The sequence below is a fragment of the Paracoccus sp. (in: a-proteobacteria) genome (genome assembly GCF_030538695.1).
Lineage (GTDB): Bacteria > Pseudomonadota > Alphaproteobacteria > Rhodobacterales > Rhodobacteraceae > Paracoccus.
This window is the reverse complement of the sequence record NZ_JAUNTN010000013.1, coordinates 94,484-108,947: the sequence shown is the minus strand read 5'-3', so window position 1 is coordinate 108,947 and position 14,464 is coordinate 94,484. Positions and strand designations below refer to the sequence as shown.

Below are 14,464 nucleotides of genomic sequence, written 5' to 3'. Positions count from 1 at the left end.
CTGAACAATACAGAAAAATCCCGAAAAATAACGGCAAAGCTAGGGGCGTAGCCCCTCTTGGCCTGCGGCCAATTCACCCCGGGATATTTTTATGAAGAAGAATTGGACGCTCTGGGGGCGGCTTTCCCTTCCTTGATTTTGGCGGCCAGATCGCGGGCGATGGCGAAGGCACCCTTGATGCGGTCGGCATCGGTCGCCCATTCGCGGCGGATGGTGATTTTATTGTCGGTCACTTTTGCTTGCCCGCGCTGATCGGTCAGAAAACTGACCAGCCCGGCCGGGTTGGGGAACTTGTCCTGATGGAACTGGATCGTGGCCCCTTTGGGACCAGCGTCGAGCCGTGCGATATTGGCACGTTTCGCCATCGCCTTGATGCGCATGACCAGCAACAAGGTATTGACCTCCCGCGGGAGCGGGCCGAAACGGTCGATCAGCTCGGCGGCAAAGCCTTCCATCTCGACCTTGGTGGAGAGATCCGCGAGGCGGCGGTAAAGACCAAGCCGAACGTCAAGGTCTGCGATGTAACCTTCTGGAATCGTAACTGGAACGCCAAGATTCAGGGTCGGTGCCCATTCGTCGTCCGGGGCGCCCTCGATCTCGCCGGATTTCAGCTTAGCGATGGTTTCTTCCAGCATTTGCTGGTAAAGTTCAAAGCCAACCTCCTTGATATGACCGGACTGTTCTTCGCCCACGATATTGCCCGCGCCCCGGATGTCCAGATCCTGAGATGCAAGATTAAATCCCGCCCCCAAGCCATCGATATTTGCGAGAAATTTCAGTCGGCGCATGGCTTGCGGGGTCAGCGGCGCACGGGGTTTGGTGGTCAGATAACAATAGGCCCGCGCCTTGGACCGCCCGACCCTGCCCCGGATCTGGTAAAGCTGCGCCAGCCCGAACATATCCGCCCGCCAGACGATCATCGTGTTGGCGGTTGGAATGTCCAGCCCGCTTTCCACGATCGTTGTCGCCAGCAGCACATCATGGCTGCCATCGTAAAACGCATTCATCCGCTGGTCCAGATCACCCGCCGCAAGCTGGCCATGGGCGGTAATCACGCTGACTTCGGGGACGTGTTCGGCGATCCAGTCCTGAATATCGGGCAGATCAGACAGGCGCGGCACCACGAAGAACGACTGCCCGCCCCGGTATTTCTCGCGCAAAAGCGCCTCGCGGATGGTCAGGCTGTCGAACTCGGACACATAGGTGCGGATCGCCAGCCGGTCCACCGGCGGCGTGCCGATGATCGAGAGGTCACGCACCCCGGTCAGCGACATTTGCAGCGTGCGCGGGATCGGCGTCGCGGTCAGGGTCAGGACGTGAATATCGCTGCGCAACTCCTTCAGGCGTTCTTTATGCGCTACGCCGAAATGCTGTTCCTCGTCGATAATCAGCAGGCCAAGATCTTTGAAACGCACAGCTTTTGCCAGAACGGCATGGGTGCCGACGACAATATCCACGCTGCCATCTGCAAGGCCCGCGCGGGTTTGGCTGGCCTCTTTGGCAGGGATAAACCGCGATAGCCCGTGCACATTGATCGCCGTGCCACGGAAGCGTTCGGTAAAACTTTTCAGATGTTGCCGCGCCAGCAAAGTTGTCGGCGCGACCACCGCCACCTGCTTGCCCTGCGAGGCCGCAATGAAGGCCGCACGCATCGCCACCTCGGTCTTGCCAAACCCCACATCGCCCACCACCAGCCGGTCCATCGGGCGGCCTGCGGCAAGATCCGTTTCCACATCCTCAATCGCGGCCGCCTGATCGTCGGTTTCATTATAGGGGAAACGCGCGGCGAAACTCTCCCATTCATGGTGGGCGGGCTCCAGCACCGGGGCGGCCCGCAAAAGACGCTCGGCGGCAATGCGCATCAGCTTGTCAGCAATGCGTTTGATACGCTCTTTCAGGCGGGCCTTGCGGGCTTGCCATGCGCCGCCGCCAAGACGGTCCAGCAAGCCCTCTTCGTGACCATAGCGGCTGAGAAGCTCGATGTTTTCCACCGGCAGGAACAGCCGGTCCCCACCCGCATATTCCAGCGCCACGCAATCATGCGGCACCCCGGCGGCGGTAATGGTTTCCAACCCGGTATAGCGCCCGATCCCATGCTCCACATGCACCACCAGATCGCCCGGCGTCAGCGTGGTGATGTCTTTCAGAAAGTTTTCCGCCTTGCGCCGCTTTTTAGCACCCCGGATCAGCCGGTCGCCAAGGACATCCTGTTCCGAGATCACCACCAGCGGCAGCTTGCCCACCGCCTGACCATGGGCCTCGAAGCCCTCCTCCAGCGGCCAGACGGTCAGGGCCAGCGCACCCGCGCGGTCAGGCAATTCACGAATATCGCTGATCGTGGTTAACCCGGCCACGCCCTCATCAGCCAGCAAGCCGGACAGACGCTCTCGGGCGCCCTCGGAAAAGCTGGCAAGAACCACCCGGCCATACCTCACCTTGTTTCGAAGATGATCCGCCAAGGAACCGAACAAATTGAGATTTTCGGACTGACGTTCAGGAGCAAAGTTGCGACCCAGGCGGCCCTCGGCGTCCAGCACCCCCGGTCCCGGTGGTGCGGACAGTGCAGCCAGCCGGATCACCCGACGAGGGGCCAGCCATGCCGCCCATTCGCCCGCATCGGCATAAAGCCCGGCGGGCTGCACCGGGCGATAGGGCGCATCGCCCGCAGCTTTGCGGGCCAGTGCCTCGCGTCGGGCGGCGTATTGTTCGGAAACACTGTCCCAGCGGGCCTCGCGGACCTGTTCCAGATGGTCGTCCAGCATCACCGAAGCGTCAGGCAGATAGTCAAACAGGCTGTCCAGACCGTCAAAAAACCAAGGCAGCCAATGTTCCACACCCGCCTGTTTGCGCCCGGAGCTGACTGATTCATACAGCGGATCGGATGCGCCCGCGCCATATTCCGCCCGGTAATTTTGCCGGAACCGGGCGATAGCGGCATCGTCCAGCATGACCTCGGACATGGGTGCAAGGTCGATGGCGTCCAGCTTTTCGGTGGTGCGTTGGGTTTCGGCATCAAAGCGACGCACCCCGTCCAGCACATCCCCGAACAGGTCCAGCCGCACCGGCCCCGCCTGTCCCGGTGCGTAAATGTCGATGATCCCGCCGCGAATGGCATAATCGCCGGGTTCCGTCACCGTGGGCGATTGCACAAAGCCCATCCGCGCCAGAAACCCGCGCAAGCTGTCTTGATTGATCCGCTCACCCACGCGGGCGGAAAAGCTGGCCCCTTGCAGCGAGGCGCGCGGTGGCACCCGCTGCATCGCCGCCGAAGCCGTGGTCAACAGCACGAACGGCCCCCGAATCGCACCATGCGCCAGCGCCGTCAGAACCGCCAGCCGCGCGGCTTGCAGGCCCGCTGCCGGGGAAATTCGATCATAGGGCATCGTGTCCCATGCGGGAAACTCCAGCACCACGGCCTGCGGGGCAAAAAAGGCCAGCGCAGCACGCATCGCAGCCATGCGGCGGTCGTCGCGGGCGATGTGGATGACGGGCTGGCCCCGAGACAACTCTCGGGCCAACAGGGCGGCGTCATAGCCTTCGGGTGCGCCGGACAGGATCAGGTGGTCGGACATGAAACCTCAGATAGCGCGGCGCGGCGTGGCGTCAAGCATCAGATGCCGAACGGGTGCAGCAGCCGCCAGATCGCGCCCACCATCGCCGTTGCCATCACCGAAATCACGCCAAGCGCAAAGACCAGCCGGCTATGCCAGACCATGCGCCGCGCCGCCTGCGTGGCAATGTCGCGCAATGGCTCTGCACTGTTCAGCAACCGCGCCAACCGCGCTGCCAGCCACAGGTTCAGCAACCACAGCAGCGCCAGCGGCGTCAGCAGCAGGCTGGCGGCCAGCGCCAGTTCCAGCCCAAGCCCGGCCCCCAGCGCCCATAGCCCGCCAAGGCCAAAGCCGCCGATCCCGACCAGCACCGCGCGTTCTACCGGCGTTGGCTGCCAGCGCGGCAGGTTCAGCGACAGCCAGTCCAGCAGCGCCACGGCCTCGGGCGGCTCGGGCGTGGGGCTGTTCAGGCTACGACGCGCAGCGGCGATGACCTCACGCGGAACACCAAGAACACGACGCCCGGCCCGCGTCCAGACCCATGCCAGCGCCACCCAGTACCAGACCACGCCAAAGCTGCGGGCATCCATCAGGTCCAGAAATCCGCTGATCTGAGGCACGGCTGTTTCCTTGTTCTTTCGCGCCCGCGACCTTAGAACGAGGGCGCAAGACAGGAAAGGCCCCATCATGGCAACCCCGATCATCGCCCCCTTCCCCGCCACCCGGTTGCGTCGCCTGCGCAAAAGCCCGGCCATGCGCGCCATGGTCTCCGAGGTCAACCTGACTCCTTCAAACCTGATCTGGCCGATTTTCGTGACCGAGGTAACAGGTGGCGCAGGCGAGATCCCTTCGATGCCCGGCGTTCACCGGCTGACACTGGACGGGGCAAAACGGGCTGCGGAACAAGCGGCAAAGCTGGGGATTCCGGCAATTTGCATCTTTCCCCATGCCGACCCGGACCTGAAGAACGAGACCTGCGAACGTGCATGGGACGCCGACAATATCGGCAACCGCGCGATCCGCGCCGTAAAAGAAGTCGCCCCCGATCTGGTGGTGATGACCGATATTGCGCTGGACCCTTACAACAGCAACGGCCATGACGGGCTGGTGCGCGATGGGGTGATCCTGAATGATGAAACCGTCGAGGCGCTGGTGCGCATGGCGCTGGTGCAGGCGGAATCCGGGGCTGATCTGCTGGGGCCGTCCGACATGATGGACGGGCGCATCGGTGCATTGCGTGGCGCCCTGGAAAGCGCCGGGCATCGGGATGTGGCAATCCTGTCCTATGCGGCAAAATATGCCAGCGCCTTTTATGGGCCGTTCCGCGATGCGGTCGGGGCCTCGGGCCGGCTGGTCGGGGACAAGAAAACCTATCAGATGAACCCCGCCAACCGTGACGAGGCCCTGCGCTGCGTTGCCCGCGATCTGGCTGAAGGCGCGGATATGGTCATGGTCAAGCCGGGAATGGCATATCTGGACATCTGCCGCATGGTCCGCGACCAGTTCGCCGCGCCGACCTTTGCCTATCAGGTTAGTGGCGAATATGCGATGATCGAAGGCGCGATCCGCAACGGCTGGCTGTCGCGCGATGTGGTTCTGGAAAGCCTGCTGGCCTTCCGCCGCGCGGGCTGTGACGGGGTGCTGACCTATTTCGCCCCGCAGGTTGCGGAAATGCTGGCCTGAAAGCAGATTTTGCCCTATTCTTCTGCGGGTCAACCGGGGCGCGACGACCTCGGGCGCAATCCTGAGGAATGGGGCAGAATATGTTGAACAGACGAACCTTTCTTGCCAGCTCCGCCGCAACTGCGGGGCTGGCGGCCTGTGGCGATCAGGCGATCAGTTTTGACGGCACGCAGCGGATCGAAGGCCGTGTCGATGCCACGCGCAACTATATGCTGAACAATGTGCCGATGACCCAACCACTGCTGTCCAGCGCCAAGGCGGTGCTGTATATGCCGCTGCTGACCGAAGCCGGCTTCGGTGTTGGCGGCGCCTATGGTGAAGGTGCGCTGCGGATCGGGGATAACACCGTAGCCTATTATTCCGCCGCAAAAGCCAGCATCGGCTTGCAGGCCGGGGCGCAACAATATGCCCACGCCCTGTTCTTCAACACCGATGCGGCGCTGAATGATTTTCGCAGCCGCCCGGTCTGGTCCGCCAGTGCCGACGCCTTTTACGCCCTGCCCGCCACCGGCATGGAAATTGGCCGCGACACGCTGACCATGCAATACCCCATTATCGCGGTGATCTTCGGCCAGTCCGGGCTGATGGCCGGCGCCGCGATCGAAGGCACGAAATACACCCGTATCGCTGGCATCGGCGCGGCAGGCGCGACCAGCGTTATCCCCGGACTGAACCGGGGGTGACGGCTGCAAGGCCAGATGCCTCCGGCGGGGATATTTAGAGACAAAAGATCACAAAGCGCAGCACCCTGCCCCATCTTTTGTCAGAAATATCCCCGCCGGAGGCAAAAAAATGGGGCCGCAAGGCCCCTTTTTCTTAGCTTCCCGAGATCACCCGGACATAATTGCGGGTTTCACGATAGGGCGGAATGCCGCCATGTTTCTGGACCGCTCCTGGCCCGGCATTATAGGCCGCCAGCGCCAGCCGCCAGTTGCCGAACTGGTTATACATCATGCGCAGGTAGCGCGCCCCACCCTCAAGGTTCTGGATCGGATCGCGCGGATCGACGCCCAGTTTTGCCGCAGTGCCGGGCATCAACTGCGCCAGACCATGTGCGCCCTTGTGGCTGCGGGCGTTCGGGTTCCAGCCCGATTCCTGTTGAACCAGCCGCAGGAACAGATCCTCGGGGATGCCGTGTTTACGCGCTGCGGCGCGGGCGTGCGGCACATAGGCGCTGTTGCGCCCGCGATACGAGGGGATACGCTCGGTCAGCTCAATGGTGATCGAGGTCTGCGCCCCTTCCGGCTGAAGCCGGACAGAACGCTGATATTGCTGCGAAAGACGGGTATCCATCAACCGGGTCTGACGCTCGAACTGTGCCGCGCGGGTCTTGCTGGATGCACCGCCAAGGCGCAGCCCGTCAGCATGGGCGGGAACCGCAACGGCAAGCGCCGCGACCGCCAGAGTTGCCGCTTTCAGCCCCATGAACATGGTGGATTTGCTCATCCTCTGCCCCTCGTCTTATGCGAACTTGACGGCATATTACCCAAAATTAACGATTGCGAAACCCTTTGCTGATAAGAACGCGCAAGGCGATGGGCGAAAAGCTGCCGATGGGGTGCCAGGGAAACCGCTTCCCTGCGGCCCCGCATCAGGTTAGATCAGGCTCAAGATTTTTACGGCAAAGGACAAGCAGATGGCAGGCAGCGTCAACAAGGTCATTCTGATCGGCAATCTGGGTGCCGACCCCGAGGTGCGCACATTTCAGAACGGCGGCAAGGTGGTGAACCTGCGCATTGCGACCAGCGAGACCTGGCGCGACCGCAATTCGGGCGAACGGCAGGAACGCACACAATGGCATTCCGTCGCCATTTTCTCGGAACCGCTGGCCAAGGTGGCTGAGCAATATCTGCGCAAGGGCAGCAAGGTCTATATCGAGGGTCAGCTTGAGACCCGCAAATGGCAGGACCAATCCGGCCAGGACCGCTACACGACCGAGGTCGTCCTACGCCCCTTCCGCAGTGAGCTGACCATGCTGGATGGTCGCGGCGAAGGTGGCGGCGGCGGGCGCGGTGGTCAGGGCGGCTATGGTGGCGACAGCTACAGCGGCGGCGGTGACAGCTATGGCGGCGGTTCATCGCGTGGTGGTCAGCAGGCCCCGGCACGGGCCGAGTTCGACGACGATATTCCGTTCTGATCCGAACCACGAAAAGCCGCCCGCAGGGAACGCGGGCGGCTTTCCCATTGCGCAGGCCCGCCCCCCGTCCTAGCCTGCCGCCAAGCGAAAAGGGGGGATCAAAAATGACCGACGCTTGGGGATTTGACACGACCGCGATCCATGCCGGGGCGGAACCCGATCCGGCGACGGGGGCGCGGCAGGTGCCGATTTACCAGACCACCGCCTATCAGTTCCGCGACGCCGATCACGCGGCGCGTTTGTTCAACCTGCAAGAAGTCGGATATATCTATTCGCGCCTGACCAACCCGACCGTCGCGGCCTTGCAGAACCGGCTTGCCGCGCTGGAGGGCGGCGCGGGGGCGGTATGCTGTTCGTCCGGTCATGCGGCGCAGATCATGGCGCTGTTTCCGCTGATGGGACCGGGACTGAACATCGTGGCCTCGACCCGGCTTTATGGCGGCACGATCACCCAGTTCAGCCAGACCATCCGTCGCTTTGGCTGGTCGGTACGTTTCGTCGATCTGGATGATGAGGATGCCGTGCGGGCGGCCATCGACGGCGACACGCGGGCGATTTTCTGCGAATCGATCAGCAACCCTGGCGGCTATGTCACTGATATTCCGGCGCTGGCGGCGATTGCCGATACGGCGGGGATTCCGCTGATCGTGGATAACACGCTGGCCACGCCTTATCTGTGCCGCCCGATCGAGATGGGCGCCACGCTGGTCGTTCACAGTCTGACCAAATATCTGACCGGGAATGGCACGGTTATGGGCGGCGCAGTCATTGATTCGGGCCGCTTTGACTGGTCGGCCAGCGACAAGTTTCCCAGCCTTTCCGCGCCGGAACCCGCCTATCACGGGCTGCGCTTCCATGAAACCTTTGGCAATCTGGCCTTTACGTTCCACGGTATTGCCATAGGTTTGCGCGACCTTGGCATGACGCTGAACCCGCAGGCCGCGCATTACACGCTGATGGGAATCGAGACCCTGCCCCTGCGGATGCAGCGCCATGTCGAGAATACCCGCGCGGTGGCCGAATGGTTGCAGGCGCAGCCGCAGGTGGCGCGGGTGACTTGGGCGGGGCTGCCGGATTCGCCCTGGCACGCGCGGGCGCAGCGCCTGTTTCCGAAAGGTGCAGGGGCGCTGTTCACCTTTGAGATGAAGGGCGGCTATGACGCCTGTGTGCGGTTGGTCAATGCGCTGAAACTGTTCAGCCATGTGGCCAATCTTGGGGATGCGCGGTCGCTGGTAATCCATTCCGCCTCCACCACGCACCGCCAGTTGACCGAGGATCAGCAACGCGCATCCGGTGCCGCACCCGAGATGGTGCGCCTGTCCATCGGCATCGAAGACCCGGCCGACCTGATCGCGGATCTGCAACAGGCGCTGATGGCGGCAGGCTGAAAGAAACCCCGCGCCGGGTGCATCCGGCGCGGGGAAATTGCCATGGTTGCGTTTAGTTCGAGACGTCCGGTGCAGGCTCCGCAGCAGCTTCCGGCGCGGTGCGGGCCGCATCGGTTGGGGCCGGGATCAGCGGCGGTTGGCCATCGCCCTGCCCGTCCAGCGGCAGCAGGGCAAAGCGCATCTGCACATTGGCCGAAAGCGTCAGTTCACCGGCTGCAATCGGCACGGCGGATTGTGCGGCACCATCTGCGGCCATGCGGGCCATCATCGGCTGCGGGCGCTCTGGCATTCCGCCAGTTTCGCTGATCGACAGCACCGGCCCCAGCCGCATCCCCGAGGTTTCCGCCATGATCTGCGCCCGGTGCATGGCGTCTTTCACGGCGTTTTGCCGGGCCTGATCCAGCGCGGCATCGGTATTGTCCGCGCCAAAGCTGATGCCCTCGACCTGATTGGCCCCGGCGGTAATGGCCTGATCCAGCAGGCCGCCGAGGCTGTCCAGATCACGGACCCGCACCATCAGCCCGTTACGGGCCTCATACCCAACCGTCACCGGGCGGCGGTTTTCAGGGTATTCATACTGGACATTCAGCGACAAACCACTGGTCTGCATGTCACGGGCCTCAACCCCGGCAGCAGTAAAAACCTGCATGACCTGATCCAGCGCGGCGCTGTTTTGCGACATCGCATCGGCGGCTTTCTCTGCCTGCGTCAAGACGCCAAGCGTCACTGTCGCCAGTTCCGGCGCAAGCTGCGCATCGCCAGTGCCAGAAACCGTGATCGCCGGGCCGTGCATGATCTTCGGGGCCATATGTTCGCCATGTGCGCGGCCTTCTTGCGCCAAAACCGGCGCGGCCAGCGGCAGGGTCAGCGCCACGCCAAGGGCAACAGGCAGAAACGAGAGCGGGGATTTCATCGGAAACCTCTTGATGAAGCCATTTCTGCGACTTAACGCGCGATTGCGAAAAACGCTCCCTGACATTTCCGTGTGGGCTGGCGGCACTTCCCTCAGCCGGGGTTTTGCGTTAGCACATAGCAAACAACCATAACATCACGCCCGGCTGACTGGCCGGTGACGAGGGTTTGTCGATGCAGGATACCAGCGCCGGGCAATTCGCCCTGTCTTTCACCGATCACGCCGTCTTGCTGCGCGAAAGCGTTGGTGGGGCGGTTCTTGGGCAGGCCCGGTTCGACGATCCGCAGATGCGGGCGGCAATGGCCGGGATGCGGGCGCGGGCGGGCGGTGCCGAAGGGCTGGACCCGATCCTGACGGTCATTATTCCCGAGGATCAGATCCTCTACACCTCGGCCCCGGTCGAACCTGATCCGCAGGCGGTAGCTGCGGCGCTGCAAGGCCGCACCCCCTATCCGGTCGAGGAACTGTCCTTTGACTGGCACGCCGGTGATGGCGTGGTTCATATCGCTGCCGTGGCCCGTGAGACCTTGCATGAAGCCGAGGATTTCTTGCGCGCACATGGCTTCGTGCCGGGGCTTTATACGGCGCAACCGCGCCCGGATCAGTTCCCCGAACTGCCGGTCTTTGGTCAGGACGACGATCTGGACGAGATGAATGTCGCCTCGACCGTGGCCGTTGCCGCCGCCGAAGCCGCGCCTGTAACCGCAATCGCCACGGCTGCCGCGGCAACGGTCACGCCGACTGCCATGCCAGCCGAGCTGGTCGCGGATCCGTCAGCAGCGGCGCCTATTTCGGCTATCACCCCGCATTTTAGCCTCGAAGCCCCGGCAAAGCCTGCCCCGGCAGTTGCGCCCGAACCGGCTGTCAAACCTGATCCCGTGCCGGTCGCTGTTGCGGCCCCGGTCATTGCCGCGCCTTCGGTGCCGGTGTCCGAGCCTGACGCGAAACCGCCCACGACAGCAGCCCCTTTGCCCGAAGCCGCGAAAAAGCCGGTCGTGCGCCACGCGCCACCTGCCCCGGCAACCAGCCCGGCGGCCCCTGCCGCTCCGCGCGTGCTGCCTGCCCGTGCGCAGGCGGTTCTGGACCGCGCGGCGGCGGCCCGCAAAGCACAACAGCAAGGGGCGGACACAGCCCCAGCCGAGGCCCCCGGCACCCGCAAGGGCTTGTCAGGCGTGCTGCCTCTGGTCGGTTTACTGCTGGCCGTGCTGCTGGTGGCCTTCTTGTTCCTTGGTGGCAAAGACTCGCCGCCTGCCCCCCCCCCGGTTGCCGAGCCGGTTGCGCAACCCGAGGCGGCCCCTGTTGCCGCACCAGTGACGCCAGAACCCGCCACACCTGAAGCTGTTGAACCGACCCCTGCCGACCCGGTTCCGGCACCGCTGCCGGAGCAAAGCACGGTCCCCGCAACGGACGGCCCGACGGCCATTGCCATCACGCCGGGCAGCAGCAGCGCCCCGGCGGAGCAGCCAACGGCGGCTGATCCGCAGCCTGCACCAACCGCAGCCCCTGTCCCCGATGAACTTGCCCCCGATGAAGCAGACCAGCCCGCGCCGGATCGTGACGCGGCGATCAATGCTGCGCTGGCAGAGGCGCAAGCGGACCCTGCACCGGCACCGGAAATCACCCCGGCAGAACCCGCAACCGTAACCCTGAATCCTGTCCCGGCCCCCGCGCAGCGCACAGCCCCCGCGCCGCAGCAAGACGCAGCAACGGCAGCACAAAGCGCCCCGGTCGTATCGGCACGGCCCGCCAGCCGTCCGGCCTCGGTGACGCGCAGCAACAGTTCCGCCCCAACCGCCTCTGCGGCCACCCAGCCACAAAGCACGGCGGGCAGCAACCTGCGCAGCTCGGCCCGCCCGGCCAGCACCCCTGCCCGCACGGCAGCCCCGGCACGCGCCGATGCCGCACCGCGCGTCCCGCAGAACCCGCTGCCCTATGCGACCAGCACCGAGCCGACCCAACGCCCCGCCGCGGCACGTCCGCCCTCGCGCCCGGCTGCGTCGACTCCGGCCGCCAGCCGCAGCAGCGCACCGGCCCCTGCCGCCAGCAATCCGGCGCTGAACAGCTCGCCCCGCCCCTCGACCCGGCCCAGCGATCAGGGGGCCTCGCTGATGCTGGCGCCGGGCCTGCATCTGCTGCCTGCTGACTTGGTGCAGCCGCGCCGCGTGGCGGTGACGGACGATGGTTTCTGGAACGACCGCCGCACCGCTGCGGCGGGCTATACCCCACTGACGCAGGTCGAGCGTAACGCCATGATCGTTCAGGTGCAGGACCGCCCGCAGCGTCGTCCGGGGCAGGACAGCTCAGCCTCCTCTGTCAGCCGCAGTGCCGTCGATGCGGCCGTCGCGCAGGCGCAGGGCGATGCGCTGAACCGCTCAACCCGACCACCGGCACGCAGCGGGACGCAAACCGCAGCCCAACCCTCTCAGCCCACCGCCGCCGCCACGCCCGCCCGCAATTTGGGCGGGCTTAATACATCTGCACGACCCACCCGCCGCAGCGGCAGCACAACCGCAGGGAACCCTTCGGTTGCCGCTGTCAGCCCGCAGGCCGTTGACAGCGCCATTGCCGCCGCCACAGCCGCGCCGGGAGGCGTGTCCATGGGCGGGCTGGCCCGTTCAGCTTTGCCGCAACGCCGCCCCGGTGGGATACAACAGGCGGCAACACCTGCGCCGGTAGCAGCCGCGCCTGCACCCGCCACAATCCCGGCAGCAACCCCGCAGCCCGTAGCGACCCCCGCCCCCTCTGCCGGTCCCACGCAAGCCGAGATAGACCGTCAGCACCGCGAGGATGAGCAGCTTCAGGCACAGGCCGAAGCCCGCGCCCGCGCCCGTGCGCAGGCTGATGCTCAGGCCGAGGCCCGCGCCCGTGCCGAAGCCGAGGCCCGCGCCCGCGCACAAGCCGAGGCCGAGCAACGCGCCGCCGCCGCCCGCCAGCAGACCTACCGTGCGCCGGAACTGGACGACGAACCCGACACCGGCGGCAGCAATGCTTCGGCGCAAACGCAAACCATCGCCCGCAACGCCACCCAATCCCGCGCCATGGATACCCGCAGGGCGCAGATTATCGGCACGGCGGGCGCAGGCCGCACCGCACGGGCGCTGGTGCGACTGTCGAACGGGCGCATCGTGACGCTGCGGATCGGGGATCAGATCAATGGCGGCACCATCAGCGCCATTGGCAATGGCGGGGTGCAGTATCAAAAGGGCGGCCAGACCCATCAGCTCAAGATCCTCAATGCCCGCTGATATGGGGCCAGCCGATACGCAGGTGCGCCTGTCGGGGCGGCTGATCTGTGCCACCGTGGACCAGGCCGAGATCATTCGTAACCATCTGCCCGAGCATATCCGGCTGACGCAGGCGGAACCCGGCTGCCTGTCGTTCCGGGTCTGGCAGACAAGCGACCCTCTGATATGGGGCGTCGAGGAATGTTTCAGCAGCGCCGATGCCTTTGCCCATCACCAGCAGCGCACGCGGAACTCGGTCTGGTGGACAGCAACGCGAGCGATTGTCCGGCAATATGAGATCACCGGCTTGGAAACGGGGCCTGAAACGTAAAAGACCTGCCAGCGGGTAACTGGCAGGTCCAAAAGCAACCGTCTGACGAATCAGGCGGCGCGGCTGGTCAGAACCTCGCCCACGCTGGCCTGCGCCTTGGCTTCGTCCAGACCTTTCACGGCAGCAACTTCGCGGGTCAGCCGGTCCAGAGCCGCTTCATACAACTGGCGTTCGGAATAGGATTGCTCGCGCTGCTCATCATTGCGGTGCAGGTCGCGCACCACCTCGGCAATGGCCAGCAGATCGCCGGAATTGATCTTTTGCTCGTATTCCTGCGCCCGGCGCGACCACATCGCACGTTTCACGCGGGCTTTGCCTTTCAGCGTGGTCAGCGCCTGTTCGACCAGATCCGGCGAGGCCAGACCACGCATCCCGATCTGCGTTGCGCGCTGCGTCGGCACGCGCAGGGTCATCTTATCCTTTTCAAAAGAAATCACGAACATTTCCAGCTTGAGACCGGCAACTTCCTGTTCCTCGATCGAGACGATCTTTCCGACACCATGGGCGGGATAGACGACGAAATCATTGGGGCGGAAGTCCGGGTTCTTGGCTTTGGCCATCATGCTCTCCAGTTGCGCGCCCCTTATGCGGGACGCGAAAAGCCCCTTCCGGTCAAGGGACCGGGTAAGGGCGGATTTGATTTTGTCCTGTGATGCCTTTGGCAGAAGGCATGAATCACGAAGCAGGTCTGTCATTACAAAACCACCCGAACCGCGGGGGTCGGATGGAATGTAACAATCTTATATCACAAAAACGCCCGTGAAAAAAGCATCTCGAATCGCCGGGGCAACTCCAGGGATTCGCTATATTTCACAGAATTTTCAATGACCTGCCGCCAGGCAGATCATTGCCGCGCAATTAAGACAGGCGAATCAGTCACCCTGACCGGGGTTCGGGCTGAAGTATTTCTCCAGCTTGCCTTTAACCCCATCCATATCCTGATAACCCGGCATCGGGTCTTTCTTACGGGTGATAACCGGCCATTGTTCGGAATACTGGCGGTTGAACTCGACCCAGGGTTCCATGTCGGGTTCCGTATCCGGGCGGATTGCATCGGCGGGACATTCCGGTTCGCACACGCCGCAGTCGATACATTCATCCGGGTGAATCACCAGCGTGTTTTCGCCCTCGTAAAAACAATCGACCGGGCAGACCTCGACGCAATCGGTGTATTTGCACATGATGCAGTTGTCGGTGACAACATAGGTCATTTCTTTTTATCCCATTCGCGACGGTT

At 64.0% G+C, this 14,464-nt stretch carries 12 protein-coding genes; 6 read left to right on the top strand and 6 right to left on the bottom strand.

Going from position 1 to position 14,464, the window contains the following annotated elements:
• Nucleotides 1-89: 89 nt before the first annotated feature.
• Both mfd and Q4G24_RS09125 read right to left on the bottom strand, forming a co-directional pair.
• Nucleotides 90-3,572 carry a transcription-repair coupling factor gene (mfd, locus tag Q4G24_RS09130; RefSeq protein ID WP_303366208.1) on the bottom strand — a complete coding sequence of 1,161 codons (3,483 nt, stop codon included), beginning with the start codon at nucleotides 3,570-3,572 and terminating at the stop codon, nucleotides 90-92.
• 38 nt (nucleotides 3,573-3,610) lie between these two features.
• Nucleotides 3,611-4,171 carry a hypothetical protein gene (locus Q4G24_RS09125; protein ID WP_303366207.1) on the bottom strand — a complete coding sequence of 187 codons (561 nt, stop codon included), beginning with the start codon at nucleotides 4,169-4,171 and terminating at the stop codon, nucleotides 3,611-3,613.
• Between the two features lie 67 nt (nucleotides 4,172-4,238).
• Between Q4G24_RS09125 and hemB the strand changes: the two genes are divergently transcribed.
• Together hemB and Q4G24_RS09115 are read left to right on the top strand one after the other, a co-directional pair.
• Nucleotides 4,239-5,234 (top strand): porphobilinogen synthase, encoded by a 996-nt coding sequence (gene hemB, locus Q4G24_RS09120; protein ID WP_303366206.1) that lies wholly within the window; start codon nucleotides 4,239-4,241, stop codon nucleotides 5,232-5,234.
• 80 nt (nucleotides 5,235-5,314) lie between these two features.
• Nucleotides 5,315-5,917 carry a YSC84-related protein gene (locus Q4G24_RS09115; protein ID WP_303366205.1) on the top strand — a complete coding sequence of 201 codons (603 nt, stop codon included), beginning with the start codon at nucleotides 5,315-5,317 and terminating at the stop codon, nucleotides 5,915-5,917.
• A gap of 133 nt (nucleotides 5,918-6,050) precedes the next feature.
• Here Q4G24_RS09115 and Q4G24_RS09110 read toward each other — a convergent pair whose 3' ends face one another.
• The gene (locus Q4G24_RS09110; protein ID WP_303366204.1) at nucleotides 6,051-6,680 is read right to left on the bottom strand and encodes a lytic transglycosylase domain-containing protein; all 630 of its coding nucleotides are present in this window, start codon (nucleotides 6,678-6,680) and stop codon (nucleotides 6,051-6,053) included.
• Nucleotides 6,681-6,870: 190 nt separating this feature from the next.
• On the opposite strand from Q4G24_RS09110, the gene ssb reads away from it, so the two are divergent.
• Nucleotides 6,871-7,371 carry a single-stranded DNA-binding protein gene (gene ssb / locus Q4G24_RS09105; RefSeq protein ID WP_303366203.1) on the top strand — a complete coding sequence of 167 codons (501 nt, stop codon included), beginning with the start codon at nucleotides 6,871-6,873 and terminating at the stop codon, nucleotides 7,369-7,371.
• A 104-nt stretch (nucleotides 7,372-7,475) separates the two neighbouring features.
• Nucleotides 7,476-8,759: an O-acetylhomoserine aminocarboxypropyltransferase/cysteine synthase family protein gene (locus Q4G24_RS09100; RefSeq protein WP_303366202.1), complete on the top strand. Its 1,284-nt coding sequence runs from the start codon at nucleotides 7,476-7,478 to the stop codon at nucleotides 8,757-8,759.
• A gap of 52 nt (nucleotides 8,760-8,811) precedes the next feature.
• On the opposite strand, the gene Q4G24_RS09095 is transcribed toward Q4G24_RS09100, so the two are convergent.
• Nucleotides 8,812-9,672: an SIMPL domain-containing protein gene (locus tag Q4G24_RS09095; protein WP_303366201.1), complete on the bottom strand. Its 861-nt coding sequence runs from the start codon at nucleotides 9,670-9,672 to the stop codon at nucleotides 8,812-8,814.
• Nucleotides 9,673-9,845: 173 nt separating this feature from the next.
• Here Q4G24_RS09095 and Q4G24_RS09090 point away from each other — a divergent pair, with 173 nt between their 5' ends.
• Both Q4G24_RS09090 and Q4G24_RS09085 read left to right on the top strand, forming a co-directional pair.
• Complete coding sequence (locus tag Q4G24_RS09090) at nucleotides 9,846-12,917, top strand: hypothetical protein (protein ID WP_303366200.1); 3,072 nt, start codon at nucleotides 9,846-9,848, stop codon at nucleotides 12,915-12,917.
• On the top strand, nucleotides 12,907-13,227 hold the full coding sequence (locus Q4G24_RS09085; protein ID WP_303366199.1) for a putative quinol monooxygenase: 321 nt from the start codon (nucleotides 12,907-12,909) through the stop codon (nucleotides 13,225-13,227). The genes Q4G24_RS09090 and Q4G24_RS09085 overlap by 11 nt, the downstream gene beginning before the upstream one ends.
• 50 nt (nucleotides 13,228-13,277) lie before the next feature.
• On the opposite strand, the gene Q4G24_RS09080 is transcribed toward Q4G24_RS09085, so the two are convergent.
• Nucleotides 13,278-13,787 (bottom strand): CarD family transcriptional regulator, encoded by a 510-nt coding sequence (locus Q4G24_RS09080; protein WP_303366198.1) that lies wholly within the window; start codon nucleotides 13,785-13,787, stop codon nucleotides 13,278-13,280.
• A 312-nt stretch (nucleotides 13,788-14,099) separates the two neighbouring features.
• Nucleotides 14,100-14,438 (bottom strand): ferredoxin FdxA, encoded by a 339-nt coding sequence (gene fdxA, locus Q4G24_RS09075; RefSeq protein WP_303366197.1) that lies wholly within the window; start codon nucleotides 14,436-14,438, stop codon nucleotides 14,100-14,102.
• Nucleotides 14,439-14,464 lie beyond the last annotated feature (26 nt).

Coding starts and splice junctions, on each gene's coding strand:
- Q4G24_RS09090 (WP_303366200.1), top strand. CDS start 9,846: ATGCAGGATACCAGCGCCGGGCAATTCGCCCTGTCTTTCACCGATCAC.
- mfd (WP_303366208.1), bottom strand. CDS start 3,572: ATGTCCGACCACCTGATCCTGTCCGGCGCACCCGAAGGCTATGACGCC.
- Q4G24_RS09115 (WP_303366205.1), top strand. CDS start 5,315: ATGTTGAACAGACGAACCTTTCTTGCCAGCTCCGCCGCAACTGCGGGG.
- ssb (WP_303366203.1), top strand. CDS start 6,871: ATGGCAGGCAGCGTCAACAAGGTCATTCTGATCGGCAATCTGGGTGCC.
- Q4G24_RS09100 (WP_303366202.1), top strand. CDS start 7,476: ATGACCGACGCTTGGGGATTTGACACGACCGCGATCCATGCCGGGGCG.
- Q4G24_RS09110 (WP_303366204.1), bottom strand. CDS start 6,680: ATGAGCAAATCCACCATGTTCATGGGGCTGAAAGCGGCAACTCTGGCG.
- Q4G24_RS09080 (WP_303366198.1), bottom strand. CDS start 13,787: ATGGCCAAAGCCAAGAACCCGGACTTCCGCCCCAATGATTTCGTCGTC.
- hemB (WP_303366206.1), top strand. CDS start 4,239: ATGGCAACCCCGATCATCGCCCCCTTCCCCGCCACCCGGTTGCGTCGC.
- Q4G24_RS09095 (WP_303366201.1), bottom strand. CDS start 9,672: ATGAAATCCCCGCTCTCGTTTCTGCCTGTTGCCCTTGGCGTGGCGCTG.
- fdxA (WP_303366197.1), bottom strand. CDS start 14,438: ATGACCTATGTTGTCACCGACAACTGCATCATGTGCAAATACACCGAT.
- Q4G24_RS09085 (WP_303366199.1), top strand. CDS start 12,907: ATGCCCGCTGATATGGGGCCAGCCGATACGCAGGTGCGCCTGTCGGGG.